This window comes from Thermoleptolyngbya oregonensis NK1-22, assembly GCF_032705245.1.
Taxonomy (GTDB): Bacteria; Cyanobacteriota; Cyanobacteriia; order Elainellales; family Elainellaceae; genus Thermoleptolyngbya; species Thermoleptolyngbya sichuanensis.
The window spans coordinates 107,609-124,186 of sequence record NZ_CP053540.1; the positions used below are offsets into that span (position 1 = coordinate 107,609).

Sequence of the window (16,578 nt, forward strand, 5' to 3'; positions counted from 1 at the left end):
TGAGAATCACGGGCTGGCTTTTTTGGCCTGGTGGATCAAGGTGATGCAGCATACAAATTCTCACAATGATTCGACCCATCGCTTCAATTTGCCCGACTCTCCTTTAAGACCTAACGCTGAATCTGCGGTGCAAGCAACCCTCACATTCACCCTATGGATTTGGCAATGAGTCGCTCTAAAAATCCCAACTGCGATCGCGATTTTGCCTGATCTTTGTCTCACTGGATAGGGCGGATGGCTGAGTTGAGACGGGTTGACTGCAAGATTCTGATTGGCAAGCGAGATGCTCAGAATAGCGCCTCAAAAGAAGCGATCGCCTCGCAGGTTGAAAGGTCTTTTAGCTTGCTCCCTTGCAGTCGGACAATGCCCTCAAAACCCTGCTGATCCTGGTTCCTAAAACCAGTAGGACTTACACAGTTGGACAATTTCTCGCGGGCTGCGCCCGCGAGAAATTGTCCAAAACCCAAAGAGCTTATCGCAAGTGCGTAAGTCCTGACCAGATTTAGAGGATTTGCAAAGCCGAAAATGATGATGAATAGGGCGCTATTTTGCAGGGGCGGGAGGTGCCGACTAAGGGCGATCGCCGCCTCATTTGCAAAGCAAACTGCAACAGATTGAAACGGATATTTGCGTTCGCAAGCGGCAACGTTCATCCCTGCTGGGATTGCGCTACGATTGCGAGAGAAAGAAAAAAGTCAGGCAAGTAAAAGGAAATATCGCTTCATGTTCGACGAAATTGACAAGTCGATATCCTTCGATGGCAGGGATATTCGGCTGAAGGTGGGGCTGTTGGCTCCCCAGGCAGGCGGCGCAGTGCTCGTGCAGTCAGAAGATACCGCCGTATTTGTGACAGCGACCCGTGCCTCAGCGCGAGAGGGCATCGACTTTTTGCCGCTGCTGGTAGATTACGAAGAGAGATTATACGCGGCAGGGCGGATTCCGGGTGGTTTTTTGAGACGGGAGGGGCGACCCCCTGAAAAGGCAACGCTCGTGAGTCGATTAATCGATCGCCCCCTGCGCCCCCTGTTTCCCGGATGGTTGCGGGACGACATTCAGGTTGTGGCCACTACGATGTCGATGGATGAGCGAGTGCCGCCCGATGTGCTGGCCGTCACGGGTGCTTCAATTGCCACGCTGCTGGCCAAGATTCCCTTCAATGGCCCAATGGCGGCGGTGCGTGTCGGGCTAATTGGCGACGACTTTATTATCAACCCCACCTACAAAGAGATTGAAGAAGGCGATCTCGATTTGGTGGTCGCGGGTTCGCCCGAAGGCGTAATCATGGTGGAAGCGGGCGCAAACCAGCTTCCGGAGCAGGACATGATCGAGGCGATCGACTTTGGTTATGAAGCGGTGCGCGATCTGATCCAGGCGCAGCTTGACTTGATCAAGGAACTGGGCATCGAACTGGTGAAAGAAGCGGAGCCAGAAGTCGATTCTACGCTAGAAGATTTTATTGGCGATCGCACCACGCAAGCGATCAAAGAAATCCTGACGCACTTTGAATACACGAAGGGCGAGCGTGACGAAAAGCTGGACGAAGTGAAAGCCGCCGTTGCTGCTGAAATCGCAGAAATGCCCGAAGACAGCCCCATTCGCATAGCAGCCGAAGCCAACCCCAAAGCCCTGCCCACCGTGTTTAAGAGCGTCACCAAAAGGCTGATGCGGAAGCAAATTATCGAAGACGGGGTGCGCGTAGACGGGCGCAAGCTGGATGAAGTTCGCAAGATTAGCTGCCGCACAGGGGTTTTGCCCAGCCGGGTTCACGGTAGCGCCCTGTTTCAGCGGGAGCTAACCCAGGTGTTGTCGGTGGTGACGCTGGGCACCCCAGGCGACGCGCAGGAAATGGACGACCTGCATCCTGACGAAGAAAAGCGCTACATGCATCACTACAACATGCCGCCCTACTCGGTCGGGGAAACAAAACCGATGCGATCGCCCGGCCGCCGCGAAATCGGCCACGGGGCCCTGGCAGAGCGGGCGCTGGTGCCAGTTTTGCCCGAAAAATCGGACTTCCCCTACGTTATCCGCGTCGTATCCGAGGTGCTGTCTTCCAACGGCTCCACCTCGATGGGGTCGGTCTGTGGCTCCACCCTGGCGCTGATGGATGCGGGCGTGCCCATTTCCAAGCCCGTCAGCGGAGCCGCTATGGGGCTGATCAAAGAAGGGGATGAAGTCCGCATCCTGACCGACATTCAGGGCATCGAAGACTTCCTCGGCGACATGGACTTTAAGGTGGCGGGCACCGACACGGGCATCACGGCGCTGCAAATGGACATGAAGATTACGGGGCTGCCCGTCTCGGTTGTGGCGGATGCGATCAACCAGGCCCGCGCCGCCCGACTGCACATCCTTGAAAAAATGCTAGCCGCCATCGACAAGCCCCGTGCGGAACTGTCGCCCTATGCGCCGCGCCTGCTGACGATCAAAATTGACCCCGAATTTATCGGCATGGTTATCGGCCCTGGCGGCAAGACCATCAAGGGCATTACCGAGCAAACGGGAGCCAAGGTCGATATCGAAGACGATGGCACCGTCACCATTTCTGCCATCGACGGCGAAAAGGCAAAGGCCGCCCGCGCCATCATCGAGGGCATGACCCGCAAGCTCAGCGCAGGCGATGTCTATGTAGGCAAAGTGACGCGCATCATTCCCATCGGCGCATTTGTGGAATTCCTCCCCGGCAAAGAGGGCATGATCCACATTTCGCAACTAGCGGATTATCGCGTGGGCAAGGTCGAAGATGAAGTCGCCGTTGGCGATGAGGTGATTGTGAAAGTGCGCGAGATCGACCAGCGTGGCCGGATCAACCTGACTCGTCTCGGCATTCATCCCGACGAGGCAACTGCGGCGCGGGAAGCAGCCGCGCAGTAGATGAGCAGCCGATATCCATTAGCAGCCGATATCAACTGGGGGTCAGGTTTTAGAGCTTGGAAAGGCGAGGTGTTCAAACCAAGCTACTCTCCCAGCCGTTGAAATTTAGCACCTGACCCCTAGACCCTCAAACGGGTTCCTTGGCAGCGGGCAAGATACCCCGGCGGCTGAATCCATTATCCAGGCGGTTCAGAAGCTCCAAGTCCGCTTCGGGCAGGGCAGCCGATGGCGTGCCCGCTGTCGGGAGCGGCTTTTCTAGAAATGTAAAGGCACGGCGGAACTGACGCGAGTCTGCCAGCAGCGGCGCATCCAGGTGGCAGGGCAGAATGCGGTGAAAGTCCCAGCCTGCGACCCTGGCGGCCCAGTCTAGCGTTTGCTGGGGAGCGCGGTTGAGGATGAGCTTTTGCAGAATGGGGGCGACGAGTAGCCGTCCGTCTTGGCGCAAGGCATCAAAGGACTGTTCCCAGCCTGGTTTCCAGCGAAAAGGATAGAGTCCGAAATAGTTGCGCCGAGAGCGATCGCCCACCTGTCTTGCCTCTGCGAACACCTCACCCCAGGAGGGAACCTCCAGCGCTCCGGGGCTAAAGTAAAAGGCAAATAGCGCAATTCGCCGCCAGCCTTTGAGGCGGTTGGCGGGTGTGTCTTCGGGGGCTTCCGAAGCGCGATCGCGGGCATGGAACAACAGCGGAAATGGGTCAAGCTGCACCACAGGCGGCGGCTCAGCGGGAATTGAGACAATGGAGTCGGTGAGCAGGAGGGAGTGCGATCGCCGATGAAAAAACGCCACTTCCTCAAAAGGTCCCACGCCAAGATGAATTGGCCCCAGCACGGCATAGTCAAACTCATCGGCAAAGGGCGCATCTTGCGGCTGTTCGGGCAAGGGCTGCGTCCGGCCGAGCGGCAGGCCCAGCCAGCTCAGCGGCAAGTTGAGCGGAAAACTCCACTGATGCGGCGCAACAAAGACCTGGGCAGTGCGGAACTGCCGCGCAAACGGCCCCACAAACACCTTATGCTCAAGCCCCGACACCGTTGGCAAAATGATGTACTGCACGGCACCATGCTGGGCTTCTAGCTCCCGCAGCAGGCGCACGCATTCTCCCGTAGGGGCGATCGGCGCATAGACCAGCAGCCCGCCCGCCGCCAGCCGCACCACCGTCATCCGAATCGGCACCACCACGTAGAAAATGCCCTGGACTTGGTCAAATGTCCAGACCGTGTCTTTCACAATCTCGGTTCGCAGGGTGCGCCGATTGCCGTAGGGATAGAGCGGCACGAGGGGCCAGAAGGGCCAGCGCCAGTCTGACGAATTTTCAGACGAATCTTCAAAAAATACGCGCCGCGGCAGGCCTGAGGCCGGTGCTGGCTGCCCGCCGCCGCGTCCATTCAGAGTGGAATCATCCACAGTTGTTAATCCAGCAATCAAAAAGACAGGGATAAGACGGAAACTTCCATCCTATCCCTATCTAATCGCCAAACCAATCGCTTTAGCAATCCTGAGCCGCGTTTCTAGATGACTCCATGCTGCCTGAACCAGTCCTGCATCCGCTGCCAGCCATCGGCCGCTGCTTCGGGGCGATAGGTGGGGCGATAGTCGGCATGGAATCCGTGGGGCGCTTCGGGATAAACAATAATTTCGCTGGGCGCGTTGGCGGCCTTGAGGGCAGACTTCATTTGTTCCACGCTGTCCAGCGGAATGCCGTCGTCCTTTTCGCCATACAGCCCCAATACAGGAGCCTTGATGTCTGCTGCCACATCCACCGGGAACTGCGGCTGTAGCTCGGTCGGCGTGCCCACCAGACGACCATACCAGGCAACGCCCGCCTTGAGTTGGGGATTGTGAGCAGCGTAGAGCCAAGTGATGCGCCCGCCCCAGCAGAAGCCCGTGATGCCCAGTCGGGTTGGATCGCCGCCAGCAGTGGCTGTCCAGGCTGCGGTCGCATCCAGGTCAGACATTACCTGAGCATCGGGCACCTGGGCCACGATGGGCCGGATCGCGTCGATATTGGGAAGCTGCGTCACGTCGCCCTGGCGCTCGAACAGGCTGGGGGCGATCGCCAAATAGCCCAGTTGCGCCAGCCGACGGCATACGTCCTGAATGTAGGCATGGATGCCAAAAATCTCTTGCACCACCAGCACAACGGGAAAGCCTGTGCCTGTGCTGGGCATGGCTCGATAGGCGGGAATGTCGCGATCGCCCACGGGAATCGAAACGAACCCCGCCGTCAGGCCCGCGTCGCTGGTAGTAATGGTTTCAGCCGAGATGGGACGCACAGCCACCGCGAAGCCTGCCGCCAAAGTGCCCAGCAGCAGGTCGCGACGACGAATGCCCAGCGGCAGACGAGAGTTGGAGGCATTAGGGGACATAGGCTTGAATTAAGTTTTGTAAACTACGTCTGGGTGGATTGTACCGCCTTGGGGGCGATCGCCCGAATCCCTCTCCAGATAGACAAAACTCGCCCCCTGGAAACCTGGCCTAGGCATTGCTTTAAAGCTTTCGTAGGTCGTTGATTGCCCTGAGTCGATCCCCCTAAATCCCCCTTAAAAAGGGGGACTTTAGACTTTCTAGGTCGTTGATTGCCCTGAGTCGATCCCCCTAAATTCCCGCGCTTACGCGCCGCTTCGCTAGAAACAAGGGGGACTTCCGGAGCGGTTTGGCTCGGTTCCCCCCTTGTTAAGGGGGGCTAGGGGGGATCTGTTAAGGGGGGCTAGGGGGGATCTGTTAAGGGGGGGCTAAGGGGGGATCTGTTAAGGGGGCTAGGGGGGATCAAAGGGTCTTAAAGCACGCCCTAGCTGATTAGCCCAGAGCGCAGCGCCAGCACCGCCGCCTGGGTGCGGTCATCGGCACAGAGCTTGTTGAGAATATTGCGGACGTGGGTTTTGACCGTGCCCACCGTGATGAACAACTGCTCGGCGATCGCCGCGTTGCTGTAGCCCGCCACAATTAGCTCCAGAATTTCCAGTTCCCGCTCGGTGAGTGGAGAATTTTCCAGCAATTGCTCCACTTCAGGCTTCACGGCGCTAATCGTCACCGTCTTGGTTTCTATGCCCATGCTGTCGGGAACGGCTTGCCGCATCTGGCGCAGCACAATGCCCGCAATGGTTGGGTCGATCCAGGAATTGCCGCCGTGGGTTGCGTGCAGCGCTTCTGCCAGCTTGTCGATGCTGATGTCCTTCATGCAGTAGGAATCAGCCCCTGCCGCAAATGCCGCCAGCACCGACTCTTCGCTGTCGTGCATGGTGAGAATCAGCACCTTCGTCTTGCGCCCGTCGTCCAGCCCACTCTGCTGCTCCCGAAACTTGCGGGTTAGTTCAATCCCGTCCATATCCGGCAGCCCAATATCGACAATCGCCACGTCTGGTCGAACCTCTTGCAGCATTTGCAGCCCACTGGACGCATTTGCCGCTTCGCCCAACACTCGAATTCCCGCTTGCCGCTGGAGTGCCGCCCGCAAGCCTACGCGGGTGAGGTCGTGGTCTTCGATCAGCGTTACGCTAATTTCATTCGTTGCGTCTGTTTGCATACCGTCCTGCTCTGGGGCCATAGTTTTCAGTGCCACAATTCTTGATGATTACTAGATGATTACTGGATGATTAAACGCTGTATGCGTTTAGAGGGTGCTTGAAAAGGTATCGCCTGTAATGTTAAGCACTCAGAGATCCCCCATTAGCCCCCCTTAAAAAGGGGGAAAACCGCCTTAAAGTCCCCCTTTTTAAGAGGGATTTAGGGGGATCTTGCACGCTTTGCTACAAACAGTAGGACTTTTCAAACATCCTCTTGGAGATTTGGTTGAAGGATTTGGTTGAAATTAGTGTGAGAAATTAGTGTGAGAAATCTATCTGAAACATCATGCAGCCTCCAGCTTTACAAATATCTAGACCATCTAGAAAAGCTTGCTTAGACCAGTCATCTCAGAGAAGCTAATCAGCCCAGAAATAGCGTTGTAGCCAATCTCCAGCGCTTGACTCGTGACCTAGATTTTTCAGCGTGAATGCCAAGTCTGGATTTTTCGCTCCAACCTGCAAGATAGGCAGAATTATGGTTTGCAACTTTCACTCTCGTCATCCGTCAGCAGAGAGAGACTAAATTTGCACAGGATGAAAAAGATACCCCCCAAGGCATAGCGTAGGGAATCCATTAAACTGCCAAGATTAAGAATAGTTGCAATCTGAGGAAGGGAATTGATAGCCGCTGAACTTTCTGAGAACCCGTCTCAGCCTCAGCAGCTATGAACCTAAGAGGGACAGCATGAGGCGCGGTAAGGAGCAGGTTTCAGAACTCAATCGGCAAGTTTTTATCAATTGGTCGAGGTTGCCAGTTGCCTATCGAGGAGCCGCGATCGCCGCGATTCCAGCAACCTGTCTGGCGATCGCCCTTGGGTCTTGGGTTTGGTCGATGAATATGCTGGGCGGCATTCGGCGGCAGATCGAGGCCACGCGAGACGTGATTACTGCTACAGATAATGTGCTGATTGACCTGCTCAATGCGGAAACAGGAGTACGGGGCTACGGCATTACGCGCGACACCAGCTATCTCGCTCCTTACAAACGAGCTAAAGCTAGCTTAGATGACAGCTTGGCTCGGTTGGAGGCGAGTTACCAATACGGGGTTTCTGAAGCAGAGCGCGATCGCCGCAATGCAGACGTGGCTCAGATGGAACAGCTAGTAGACCGGAGCATGGGGCTACTAGATGATACAGTCAACACACTAACGACCCAGCCCAGCGTTCCCATTACGGCCCCTTCATTCGTCGGCTTGTTAGATGAAGGCAAGGCAACGGTTGATCAGGCGCGGGAATTTGTATCCCAGTTGCAAAGGCAAGAACAGCTTCGGCTCAATGCCTACACCATTGAGCGTTCTCGATTGCTAAACACGACTTCTAGCATCATTGGGCTAACGGCCGGATTGAGCCTGATGGCATCCACGGCGGCGGTATACCTGTTTCGTCAGCTCGACCGTGAACTGCAAAGCCGAGAACAACTGCTGAAAGAGAGCCGATTGCTGCTTCAGGCGATTGTGGGCAACGTGGTAGATGGCGTGGTAACGCTGGATGAACACGACGAAATCGAGATTTTCAATACCGCAGCAGAGCAACTGTTTGGCTACCAGGCGCACGAGGTCGAAGGGCGGCCGCTGGACGTGCTGCTAGCCCCGCAGGAGTCGCCGATTTCTGAGGCGACCCGTTCAGAAGCTGCAACCTCTCAGACGACCAGTTCGGAGGTGACCAGTTCGGAGGTGACCAGTTTGGCGGCGGCTCCTCCGAAAGCTGCAAATTCCGAGGCAGACAGTTCAGAAGCTGCAAATTCTGAATCGGAAGCCGCAAATTCTGAAGCGGCAGTCGATTTAGAAACCCTGGATTCTACGTCTGCGGGTTTCGTGGTGATTGATCCTGAGTTCCCCGGTTCTGAGGCTGGTGAGTCCGAAGTTACGGAATCTGAGGTTTCGGGGTCTGAGGTTGCGGAGTCTGAGGCTGCAAGGTCTGAGGCTGCGGAGTCTGAGGCTGTGAGGTCTGAGGCTATAGGGGTTGGGGTTGCCGGGTCTGATGGGATGGGAAATTATGCGCTTGCGCGGATTCAGCCGGGACAACCGCACCAGGTTATCGGGCAACGACGAGATGGTTCCCAGTTTCCGCTGGAGATTTCCCTCAGCGAGATTCAGTTTGAAGATCGGCGGATTGCGATTATTCGCGACATTACTCAGTTTTTGGAAACGGAGGCCAAGCTCAAAGCGCGGGCAGATGAACTGGATCGCTTGACGCGAGATTTGGCTGAGACGAATGAAATGCTAGAGGATCGCAACCGCGAGTTGGAACAGTTTGCCTACGTCGCGTCTCACGACCTGAAGGCTCCCCTGCGGGCGATCGCCAACCTCTCAGAGTGGATCGAAGAAGACCTGTCGGGACAACTGCCCCCAGAAAACCAGCAGCAGCTTCACCTACTACGAGGGCGCGTGCATCGTATGGAAGCGCTGATCAACGGGCTGCTGGAATATTCCCGCGTTGGGCGTGTGGAGTCTCCGGTGGAGCGGGTCTCCTTGTCGGTGCTGCTCGATGAGGTCATTGATTCCATCGACCCGCCCGATACGTTTACCATTACGATCCCGCCCGACCTACCGACCTTGATTACCAAGCGGCTGCCCCTACGCCAGGTCTTTGCCAACCTAATCAGCAACGCGGTCAAGCATCACGATCGGCCGGATGGGCAAGTGCGAATTGGGGTCAAAGATTTGGGCGATCGCTACGAGTTTTCCGTAGCAGACGACGGCCCAGGCATCGCGCCGGAATATCACCGCAAGATTTTCATGATTTTTCAAACGCTCCAGGCCCGCGATGTGAAGGAAAGTACGGGCGTGGGGCTTTCCATCGTAAAGCGCATCGTGGAAACAGAAGGAGGCACGATTCACCTAGATTCGGAAGAGGGCGCAGGCACAACCTTCTACTTTACCTGGAATAAATAACCGGGAATAAACAACCGTCTAGGATTGTTCTAGGGCGTATTTTAAAACCCTTTGATCCCCCCTAACCCCCCTTAACGATCCCCCCTAGCCCCGCTTAACAAGGGGGGAACTGGGCCAAACCGCTCTGGAAGTCTCCCTGATTAAGGGGGATTTAGGGGGATCGACTCAAGGTAATCAACGACCTAGAAAGTTTTAAGACACTGCCTAGAATCGCTGTATACCCAGTCCTGACTGCTTTACAAAGCATCGGGTTCTGTTCTGGCTCGCCCGAAATTCATGGCTCCTTCAGGCATCCAGGCTGATTGCGATAGGTGCATCTGGAGACTGCCCCTTCATCAATAAAAAACTCTAACTCTAGGATGACGGCAGAGATATCATCGCTTATATAAAATTTAGCTATGGTAGTAAAGGCTTGCTGCTTGTGGCTGGTGCGGCTCTACCCCTAGGCTGCACTGATTTTCCAAAAGCGCAAACTTTCTGAGGTAAGACTGTGCTGCTCTTGATCGCTGTGCCCTCCGCAGCAGTCGCATCGCCCCCGGATGTGCAGCAGTTTTCAGCAGAGTTCGGAAATGCCCGCTAATAGCGTGACGGAATGCTGATATGGCGGGTTGCTGAATGATGGAGTGCTTAATGATGAGAGGGCGATGCGATATCGAGTTTATTTCGGGTCGCGCATGGATGGCGATCGCTCTTCACTAGCCTGACTTGCCGACAGGGTGGAGATGGAGTGCTGCTAATTCAAATCCCTTCTCATAACTGGCCAAATTCGTCAAAAGTTTAGGAAATTAACGGATTTCTCAGGCTTTGGGGAGGTGGGTCAGGCATTAAACTACTAGTTCAGTAAGGTTTAGTCAAAGTTCTCAAAGTTTCAACGTTCTTCAGGTTCTTAGAGGGCGATGGAGAGGGCAATAGGCTAGAAGGGGCTGGGTATCCAGGCTTTACTATGTCGAAACTATGTCAAAATCTGTCGAAATCTTTGGTCTGTCTAGGCCTGATCAGAGTAGCGAGAGGGGTTCAAGTTAGAAGCTTTCTATAAAAAGGGGCTTTTCTAAAAACCCAAAAGGGGTTAGTCCACTTTCAGATTATTTTATGAAATTGTATTTGCAGATTTGCAGTTTTGCAATGAGTTTCACTGCTGTTATTTCACGTCCATTAAAAGACTTTTGAATAGAAAAATCTAGAGAGTTCTGAAAGTTAGTTTAGTGTGTCACGAGCTATGCAAGTCCAAGAGCGTGTTATCAACATTCTCCTCGTAGAAGATGACGAAGTAGATGTCATGAACGTCCGTCGAGCGTTCAAGAAAAACAACATCACCAATCCGCTGTACGTTGCGACGAATGGAATCGAAGCCCTTTCAATGCTGCGAAGCGAGGGTGGCAATCCAGCCATCGTGCCGCCGACTCGTCGGCTCATCTTGCTGGATCTAAATATGCCTAAAATGAGCGGGATCGAGTTCTTACACGAGTTGAGAACCGATCCAGAATTAAGAAAAACACCGGTCATCGTGTTGACGACTTCCAATCAGGATAAAGATCGGGTTGAAGCTTACAATCTCAATGTGGCGGGTTATATTTTGAAGCCCGTTACGTTCACCAATTTTGCTGAAACAATGGCCACGCTCAATCGCTATTGGATGCTGTGCGAGTTGCCCTAGTCAGCGGCGCTTTACAGACGGTCTAAGGACTCTGCTAGCTGATGCCTCTAGCTGATTCTTTAGCGTCTTCATAACCTGACCCTCCCTCAATTGAGAGGCGCGTGAATCATGTCTTTGAATGCTGCAACGGATGCTCTACGGCAGAGCAGTCTACTGGATGCCCCATTGTCTTTGCTCGTGGTGGATGACGATGAGATTGACCGGATGGCCGTGCGGCGATCGCTCCGCAATGCAGGCATCAACATGATCCTGATCGAGGCGGGGGACTATGCAGCGGCGATCTCCGCACTCCAGGAGCGCACCTATGACTGCGTGTTTTTGGATTATCGCCTACCCGATCGGGACGGGCTGGCGGTCGTACAGGACGTGCGGGGGCGGGGCGACAAAACGCCGCTGATTGTGCTGACAGGGCAGGGCGACGAAGAAATTGCCGTGGAGCTAATGAAGGCCGGCGCGTCAGACTATCTGCCCAAGTCGAAAGTGTCGCCAGAGGTGCTGGCGCGTATTCTCCGCAACGCCCTCCGAATTCATCAGGCAGAGCAGGAAGCCGAGCTAGCCAAGCGTCAGCGAGAGCAGCTTGCCCGCCAGCGGGAAGACTTTGTTTCGCGCTTGACCCACGATTTGCGAACGCCGCTGGTGGCCGCCGACCGAATGCTGAAGCTATTCCAGCAGGATGCCTTTGGTTCGATTACGCCAGAAATGAACGACGCGATCGCCATTATGATCCGCAGCAACCAAAACCTGCTGCAAATGGTCAACACGCTGCTGGAGGTGTATCGCCACGACGCAGGCGAGAAGACCATGCTGTTTGACCCGTGCCACCTGCCAGAGATCTTGCGCGAGGTGTGCCAGGAACTGATGCCCTGGGCGCAGGATAAGCAGCTTGCTTTGGAGATGGTGGATGGCACAGAGGGCGGTGGGGTGGTGATGGGCGATCGCCTGGAACTGCGCCGCCTGTTTACGAACCTGCTCGGCAACGCCATTAAGTTCACCGACAGGGGATCGGTGACCGTGCGTCTCAGCCGGATTGTTGCCGAAGCAGAAGCCTCTGCTGCCAACGGCAATGCCCCTCGCCAGGTCTTGGTGGAGGTGCAAGACACGGGGCCCGGCATTCCGCCTGACGACCAGAGTATTCTGTTTGAGCGCTATCGCCAGGGCAACCACAAGCGGGCGGGCAGCGGGCTGGGGCTGTACCTGTCGCGGCGAATTGTGGAAGCGCATGGCGGGGCGATCGCCGTCCGCTCGACGCTGGGGCAGGGGAGCGTCTTCAGCGTGTGGCTACCAGAGAAACGGTGAAGGTGCGCTAGAAGGGTTTCTTATCAGAAATCAGAATCAGAAATCAGAATCAGAAATCAGAACCGTCCCTAAAAGGCTCAGCACTCTGCTGCGCTATCCTGCCTCAGCCCCTCACAATAGGCTTTGACCTGCAAATCAATGCCAGTGATTGCCGTGCCCACAACGACCGAAAACGCGCCAAGGTCGAGGGCTGTTCGAGCCATCGCGGGGGAGGCGATGCCTCCCTCACAGATCGCGGGGATCGATAGCGTTTTGCACAGTTGGCTGAGCAGGTCAAAGCCCGGTGGCTTTAGGTGGCGCGTCTCGTCCGTGTAGCCGTAGAGTGTTGTGCCCACCAGATCGGCTCCGGCAGCAGCAGCGGCGATCGCACTTTCGATCGTGTCTACATCCGCCATCACGGGTTTGCCCAGTTCAGCGTGGATTCGCTGGATTAAGCCTTCCATTGTTTCCCCGTCGGGGCGAGGGCGCAGCGTTGCGTCGATGGCGATGATGTCGGCACCTGCCTGGGCGATCGCCGCTGCGTGCTGAAACTGGGGCGTGATGTACACATCGCAGCCGTCTAATTGACGCTTCCACAGACCAATAATGGGAACCTGCACCCGCTGGCGCACAGCGGCGACATGGGCGGGCGTGTCGATGCGAACCCCGACGGCTCCCTGGTTTTGTGACGCAAGGGCGATCGCCGCAATCACGCTTGGCTCGTGCAGTGGCGAATCGGCCGGAGCCTGACACGACACCACCAGTCCGCCCCGCAGCGCCTCTATCCCCGAACCTGCACTCATTCCCTGTTCCCCATCACGTCTGCGCTTCTTCTTCTGATGCCGCTTGTTTTTATGCCGCTTGTGCGACCGACTCTTCGGATGCCGCTCGTGCGACTTGTGGCAAAGGGTCACTTGGCACCCCCATCACATTGTGCAACCGACTCTTCGGATGCCGCTTGTGCGACCGACGCTTGTGAACCCTAGCGCGTCTGAAACGCCTCATCAAACCGGCGCGTAATCGGCTCAATCAAGAAGGTGAGAATCGTCCGCTGACGAGTCACAATTTCCGCTACGCCCGCCATGCCTGGGGTCAGGTCTACCAGTTGTCCATACACAGCCACCTGAGTCCGGCTCAGGCGAATCGTCGCTGGGAACACTGGGCCAAGCTCCTGGTCGATGGTGGCGTTGGGGCTAATCTGCACCACCTCCCCCTCAATCGTGCCAAATTCCTGATACGGGAAGGTGGCCAGCTTCACCTTGGCCCGCATCCCTGGCGCAATAAAACCGATATCCCGGTTCAGAATTTGCACCTCTAGCAGCAGTTCGCTGTCCTCCGGCAGGATAGACATCAGTTCTTTGCCGGGTTGCACGGTGCCTTCTGCCAGAGTCACCTGGAGGTTGTAAACCGTGCCCGTCACGGGGGCGCGGACGGTATCTTGTTCCTGGGCGCGGGTCGCCTGGGCGAGTTGCCCTTCAACCGTCGCTAGCTCTTCGCGTCGCTGGTTGAGCTGCGCCAGAATCTCGCTCTGGCGTTCGGAGCTGAGGCGGTCGGCGGCCTGGCGGGCGCTGCGATAGGCTTCCTCTGCTCGTCGGATGGCCTGGGTCTGTGCCACGATTTCTTGCTGGAGTGAGGCGATTTGATCTTGCGCCTGGGTTAGCCGATCCTTCGCCTCCAAATAGTCAAACCGGGGAACGGCTCCTGTGCCAGGTTCCACCAAGGGCCGCAGGCTGCGCTCTCGTTCTTCGGCATTGGCCAAGCTGGCGCGGGCGCTGCTCAGGTTTTCTTGCAATCGGGCTAGGCGGGCCCGAGACTCGGCGATCGCCGCCTGTTGTCCCTGGGCCTCGGCCTCGGCCGCCGCCCGCCGTCCCTCAAACTCGCGCCGCCGCGCGGCCAGCAGTTGGTCTTGCAGGGCGACCCCCGTTTGCGCTTGCCCTGTGCGCTCGGCCTCCAGTCGTGCAATGTCCTGGCGAATCAACGTCGCGGCTTCCCGCAGTCGGTCAATTTCGGCCTGGCTCACCTCGGTCGATTGCTCCAGCAGCACGTCGCCCCGCTCGACGCGATCGCCCTCCTTCACCAGAATGTTCTCAATCTTGCCGCCCTGGAGCGCCTGAATTGGGCGAATCTGCTGCGCGGGGATCAGCGCTCCCTGCGCCGTTGCCACCTCATCTACCTTGCTGAAATGGGCCCAGGCGATCGCCCCCAACACCAGCGCCGACAGCGTTCCCGCCAGCAACCGCGTATACAGCGGCGGCAACTCTTGCACCGCCTTTCCCAACTCGTAGGACAGGTAATCTTCCGGCGTGGCAAACTGCTGCCGTGCCTGTCGCGCCTGGGCCGGAGAGATGGGCTGGATCATAGGAGTGGATGATGGGGGAGGGTTGGGACGCTAAGGCAGATGGGAGAGTGGGGCAGGGATTCGGAGCCTACAACCCCGGATCAGCTTGCCCATTTAGCGAACCGGAATAAACCAGTCCGCGCTGGATATCCAGGGTCAGCAGCGTGCCGTCGCGGATCACCTGAGCAGCATCTTTGACCCCGACGATAACGGGAATGCCCAGGCGGAGACCGATCACGGAGGCGTGACCTGTAAGGCTGTCGTCTTCGGTGACGATGCCTGCGGCTTTGCGGATGGCATCCAGGTATTCGGCTCCAGTGTTGGGCACAACCAGAATTTCACCAGGGTTGAAGTTGCTCACTTCCTTGCTGCTGCGGGCAACGCGGGCGCGGCCGCTGATTAGCCCCTGCCCAATGCCGATGCCGCGCCCCAGCACCGCAGTCACCACTTCGACCTTGATCAAATCAGTAGAACCGGATACTCCCTGTAGGGTTCCCGCTGTCATGACGACGAGATCGCCTTCTTTGAGAAAGTTTTTTTCCTGGGCGACGTTGAGCGCGGCCTGGAAGGTTTGCCCCGTCGAGGGCAGGTTTAGCACCAGCAGCGGCCGCACGCCCCAAACCAGTTGCAACTGCCGCGCCACATCGACGTGGGGCGTGACGGCCAGGATGGGCGTACCAGGGCGATATTTCGACACATTGCGGGCAGTGGCTCCCGTTTTTGTCAGGGTCATGATAGCGGCGGCCTGGAGTTGTTCGGCAATGCGCCCGACGGCCTGGCTAATGGCATTGGGGATGGAGTGTCCGCCAGAGTTGCTGTCTACATTGCGGGCGATCGCCAGATTTTGCTCAATCTGCACCGCAATCCGCGCCATTGTCTCGACGGCCTCTACCGGAAACTTGCCCACCGCCGTTTCGTTGGACAGCATGACCGCATCCGTGCCGTCCAAAATCGCATTCGCCACATCCGAGATTTCGGCGCGGGTGGCGCGGGGATTGCTCACCATGCTGTCGAGCATCTGGGTAGCAGTGATCACGGGAATCCCGAAACGATTCGCCGTGGCAATCAGCCGCTTCTGCAAAATCGGCACTTCCTCGGCGGGCAACTCTACGCCCAAGTCGCCTCGCGCCACCATCACGCCATCGCAAATCGACAGCACCGCCTCCATCTGCTCGATCGCCTCGTGCTTTTCAATCTTGGCGATTACAGGCACGTCTTTGCCAGCGCTAGAGATAATTTCCTTGATTTCCAGAATGTCCTGCGGATTGCGGACAAAGCTGAGGGCAATCCAGTCCACGCCCTGATCCAGCCCAAACATCAGGTCGGTTTTGTCCTTATCGGTCAGCGCTTTGATCGACAGGTACACACCGGGGAAATTCACGCCCTTGTTGTTGGACAGCACACCGCCCACCACCACGCGGCAATGCAGTTCGCGCTGGTCGAGGTCTACCGCTTCCACCCGCATTTCGACCCGCCCATCGTCCAGCAAAATCGTCGCGCCGACGGGCACTTCTTCTGCCAGCGGCTCGTAGGTCACGGAGCTAATGTCCTGCGTGCCCAGCAACGGGCGACTGGTGAGGATGTAGGGATCGCCCTTTTTGAGCGTGATGGGGCCCTGCTCAAATTTTCCCAGCCGAATCTTGGGGCCCTGCAAATCTTGCAAAATCCCCACGGGCTGGTTGAGTTCAAACGACACCTGGCGAATGGTGCGAATATTTCGCTGGTGGTCTTCGTGGGTGCCGTGGGAAAAGTTCAGGCGCAGCGTGGTGGCTCCCGCTTCAATCAGGCTGCGTAGAACTTCGGGGCTGCTGGTGGCAGGGCCAATCGTGGCGACAATCTTGGTACGACGCAGGTGTTGATGCGGTTGCATGGGTTCTCGAACTCTCTCAAGGGATACTCAGGATACAAACTCTCGGCACGGAAGCTAGAGGAGCGGTCAGGGCTGGTTGCGGCGGCCAAATCCGGCGTGAGATCCAGCGTAAG

Annotated in this window: 11 protein-coding genes; 4 read left to right on the forward strand and 7 right to left on the reverse strand. The window is 56.8% G+C overall.

Features of this window, described 5'->3' with window-relative positions:
• Window positions 1–287: 287 nt before the first annotated feature.
• Window positions 288–653, reverse strand: a complete 366-nt coding sequence (locus tag HNI00_RS00500) for a hypothetical protein (protein ID WP_316789726.1) — start codon at window positions 651–653, stop codon at window positions 288–290.
• 70 nt (window positions 654–723) lie between these two features.
• On the opposite strand from HNI00_RS00500, the gene HNI00_RS00505 reads away from it, so the two are divergent.
• Complete coding sequence (locus tag HNI00_RS00505) at window positions 724–2,874, forward strand: polyribonucleotide nucleotidyltransferase (RefSeq protein ID WP_297074714.1); 2,151 nt, start codon at window positions 724–726, stop codon at window positions 2,872–2,874.
• A 127-nt stretch (window positions 2,875–3,001) separates the two neighbouring features.
• Here HNI00_RS00505 and HNI00_RS00510 read toward each other — a convergent pair whose 3' ends face one another.
• The 3 genes from HNI00_RS00510 to HNI00_RS00520 all read right to left on the reverse strand — a co-directional run bounded on the left by HNI00_RS00510 (window position 3,002) and on the right by HNI00_RS00520 (window position 6,395).
• Window positions 3,002–4,219, reverse strand: coding sequence for a DUF4336 domain-containing protein (locus HNI00_RS00510; RefSeq protein ID WP_420156264.1), 1,218 nt, complete (start codon window positions 4,217–4,219; stop codon window positions 3,002–3,004).
• Window positions 4,220–4,380: 161 nt separating this feature from the next.
• On the reverse strand, window positions 4,381–5,238 hold the full coding sequence (locus HNI00_RS00515; RefSeq protein ID WP_316789730.1) for a dienelactone hydrolase family protein: 858 nt from the start codon (window positions 5,236–5,238) through the stop codon (window positions 4,381–4,383).
• A 422-nt stretch (window positions 5,239–5,660) separates the two neighbouring features.
• Window positions 5,661–6,395, reverse strand: coding sequence for a response regulator (locus HNI00_RS00520; protein WP_420156265.1), 735 nt, complete (start codon window positions 6,393–6,395; stop codon window positions 5,661–5,663).
• A gap of 725 nt (window positions 6,396–7,120) precedes the next feature.
• Here HNI00_RS00520 and HNI00_RS00525 point away from each other — a divergent pair.
• The 3 genes from HNI00_RS00525 to HNI00_RS00535 all read left to right on the forward strand — a co-directional run bounded on the left by HNI00_RS00525 (window position 7,121) and on the right by HNI00_RS00535 (window position 12,278).
• The gene (locus HNI00_RS00525; RefSeq protein WP_316789735.1) at window positions 7,121–9,328 is read left to right on the forward strand and encodes a sensor histidine kinase; all 2,208 of its coding nucleotides are present in this window, start codon (window positions 7,121–7,123) and stop codon (window positions 9,326–9,328) included.
• A 1,216-nt stretch (window positions 9,329–10,544) separates the two neighbouring features.
• Complete coding sequence (locus HNI00_RS00530) at window positions 10,545–10,982, forward strand: response regulator (RefSeq protein ID WP_068509283.1); 438 nt, start codon at window positions 10,545–10,547, stop codon at window positions 10,980–10,982.
• 108 nt (window positions 10,983–11,090) lie between these two features.
• A complete protein-coding gene (locus tag HNI00_RS00535; protein WP_316789738.1) occupies window positions 11,091–12,278 on the forward strand; it encodes a hybrid sensor histidine kinase/response regulator in 1,188 nt (395 codons plus the stop codon).
• 77 nt (window positions 12,279–12,355) lie between these two features.
• Here the strand turns inward: HNI00_RS00535 and HNI00_RS00540 are convergent, their stop codons facing one another.
• From HNI00_RS00540 to pyk, 3 genes are all read right to left on the reverse strand, one after another.
• The gene (locus HNI00_RS00540) at window positions 12,356–13,060 is read right to left on the reverse strand and encodes an N-acetylmannosamine-6-phosphate 2-epimerase (RefSeq protein WP_316789740.1); all 705 of its coding nucleotides are present in this window, start codon (window positions 13,058–13,060) and stop codon (window positions 12,356–12,358) included.
• Window positions 13,061–13,239: 179 nt separating this feature from the next.
• Window positions 13,240–14,616, reverse strand: a complete 1,377-nt coding sequence (locus HNI00_RS00545) for an HlyD family type I secretion periplasmic adaptor subunit (protein WP_316789741.1) — start codon at window positions 14,614–14,616, stop codon at window positions 13,240–13,242.
• A gap of 67 nt (window positions 14,617–14,683) precedes the next feature.
• Window positions 14,684–16,465 (reverse strand): pyruvate kinase, encoded by a 1,782-nt coding sequence (gene pyk, locus HNI00_RS00550; RefSeq protein ID WP_316789743.1) that lies wholly within the window; start codon window positions 16,463–16,465, stop codon window positions 14,684–14,686.
• Window positions 16,466–16,578 lie beyond the last annotated feature (113 nt).

Coding starts and splice junctions, on each gene's coding strand:
- HNI00_RS00515 (WP_316789730.1), bottom strand. CDS start 5,238: ATGTCCCCTAATGCCTCCAACTCTCGTCTGCCGCTGGGCATTCGTCGT.
- HNI00_RS00535 (WP_316789738.1), top strand. CDS start 11,091: ATGTCTTTGAATGCTGCAACGGATGCTCTACGGCAGAGCAGTCTACTG.
- HNI00_RS00530 (WP_068509283.1), top strand. CDS start 10,545: ATGCAAGTCCAAGAGCGTGTTATCAACATTCTCCTCGTAGAAGATGAC.
- HNI00_RS00500 (WP_316789726.1), bottom strand. CDS start 653: ATGAACGTTGCCGCTTGCGAACGCAAATATCCGTTTCAATCTGTTGCA.
- HNI00_RS00540 (WP_316789740.1), bottom strand. CDS start 13,060: ATGAGTGCAGGTTCGGGGATAGAGGCGCTGCGGGGCGGACTGGTGGTG.
- HNI00_RS00520 (WP_420156265.1), bottom strand. CDS start 6,395: ATGCAAACAGACGCAACGAATGAAATTAGCGTAACGCTGATCGAAGAC.
- HNI00_RS00505 (WP_297074714.1), top strand. CDS start 724: ATGTTCGACGAAATTGACAAGTCGATATCCTTCGATGGCAGGGATATT.
- HNI00_RS00525 (WP_316789735.1), top strand. CDS start 7,121: ATGAGGCGCGGTAAGGAGCAGGTTTCAGAACTCAATCGGCAAGTTTTT.
- HNI00_RS00545 (WP_316789741.1), bottom strand. CDS start 14,616: ATGATCCAGCCCATCTCTCCGGCCCAGGCGCGACAGGCACGGCAGCAG.
- pyk (WP_316789743.1), bottom strand. CDS start 16,465: ATGCAACCGCATCAACACCTGCGTCGTACCAAGATTGTCGCCACGATT.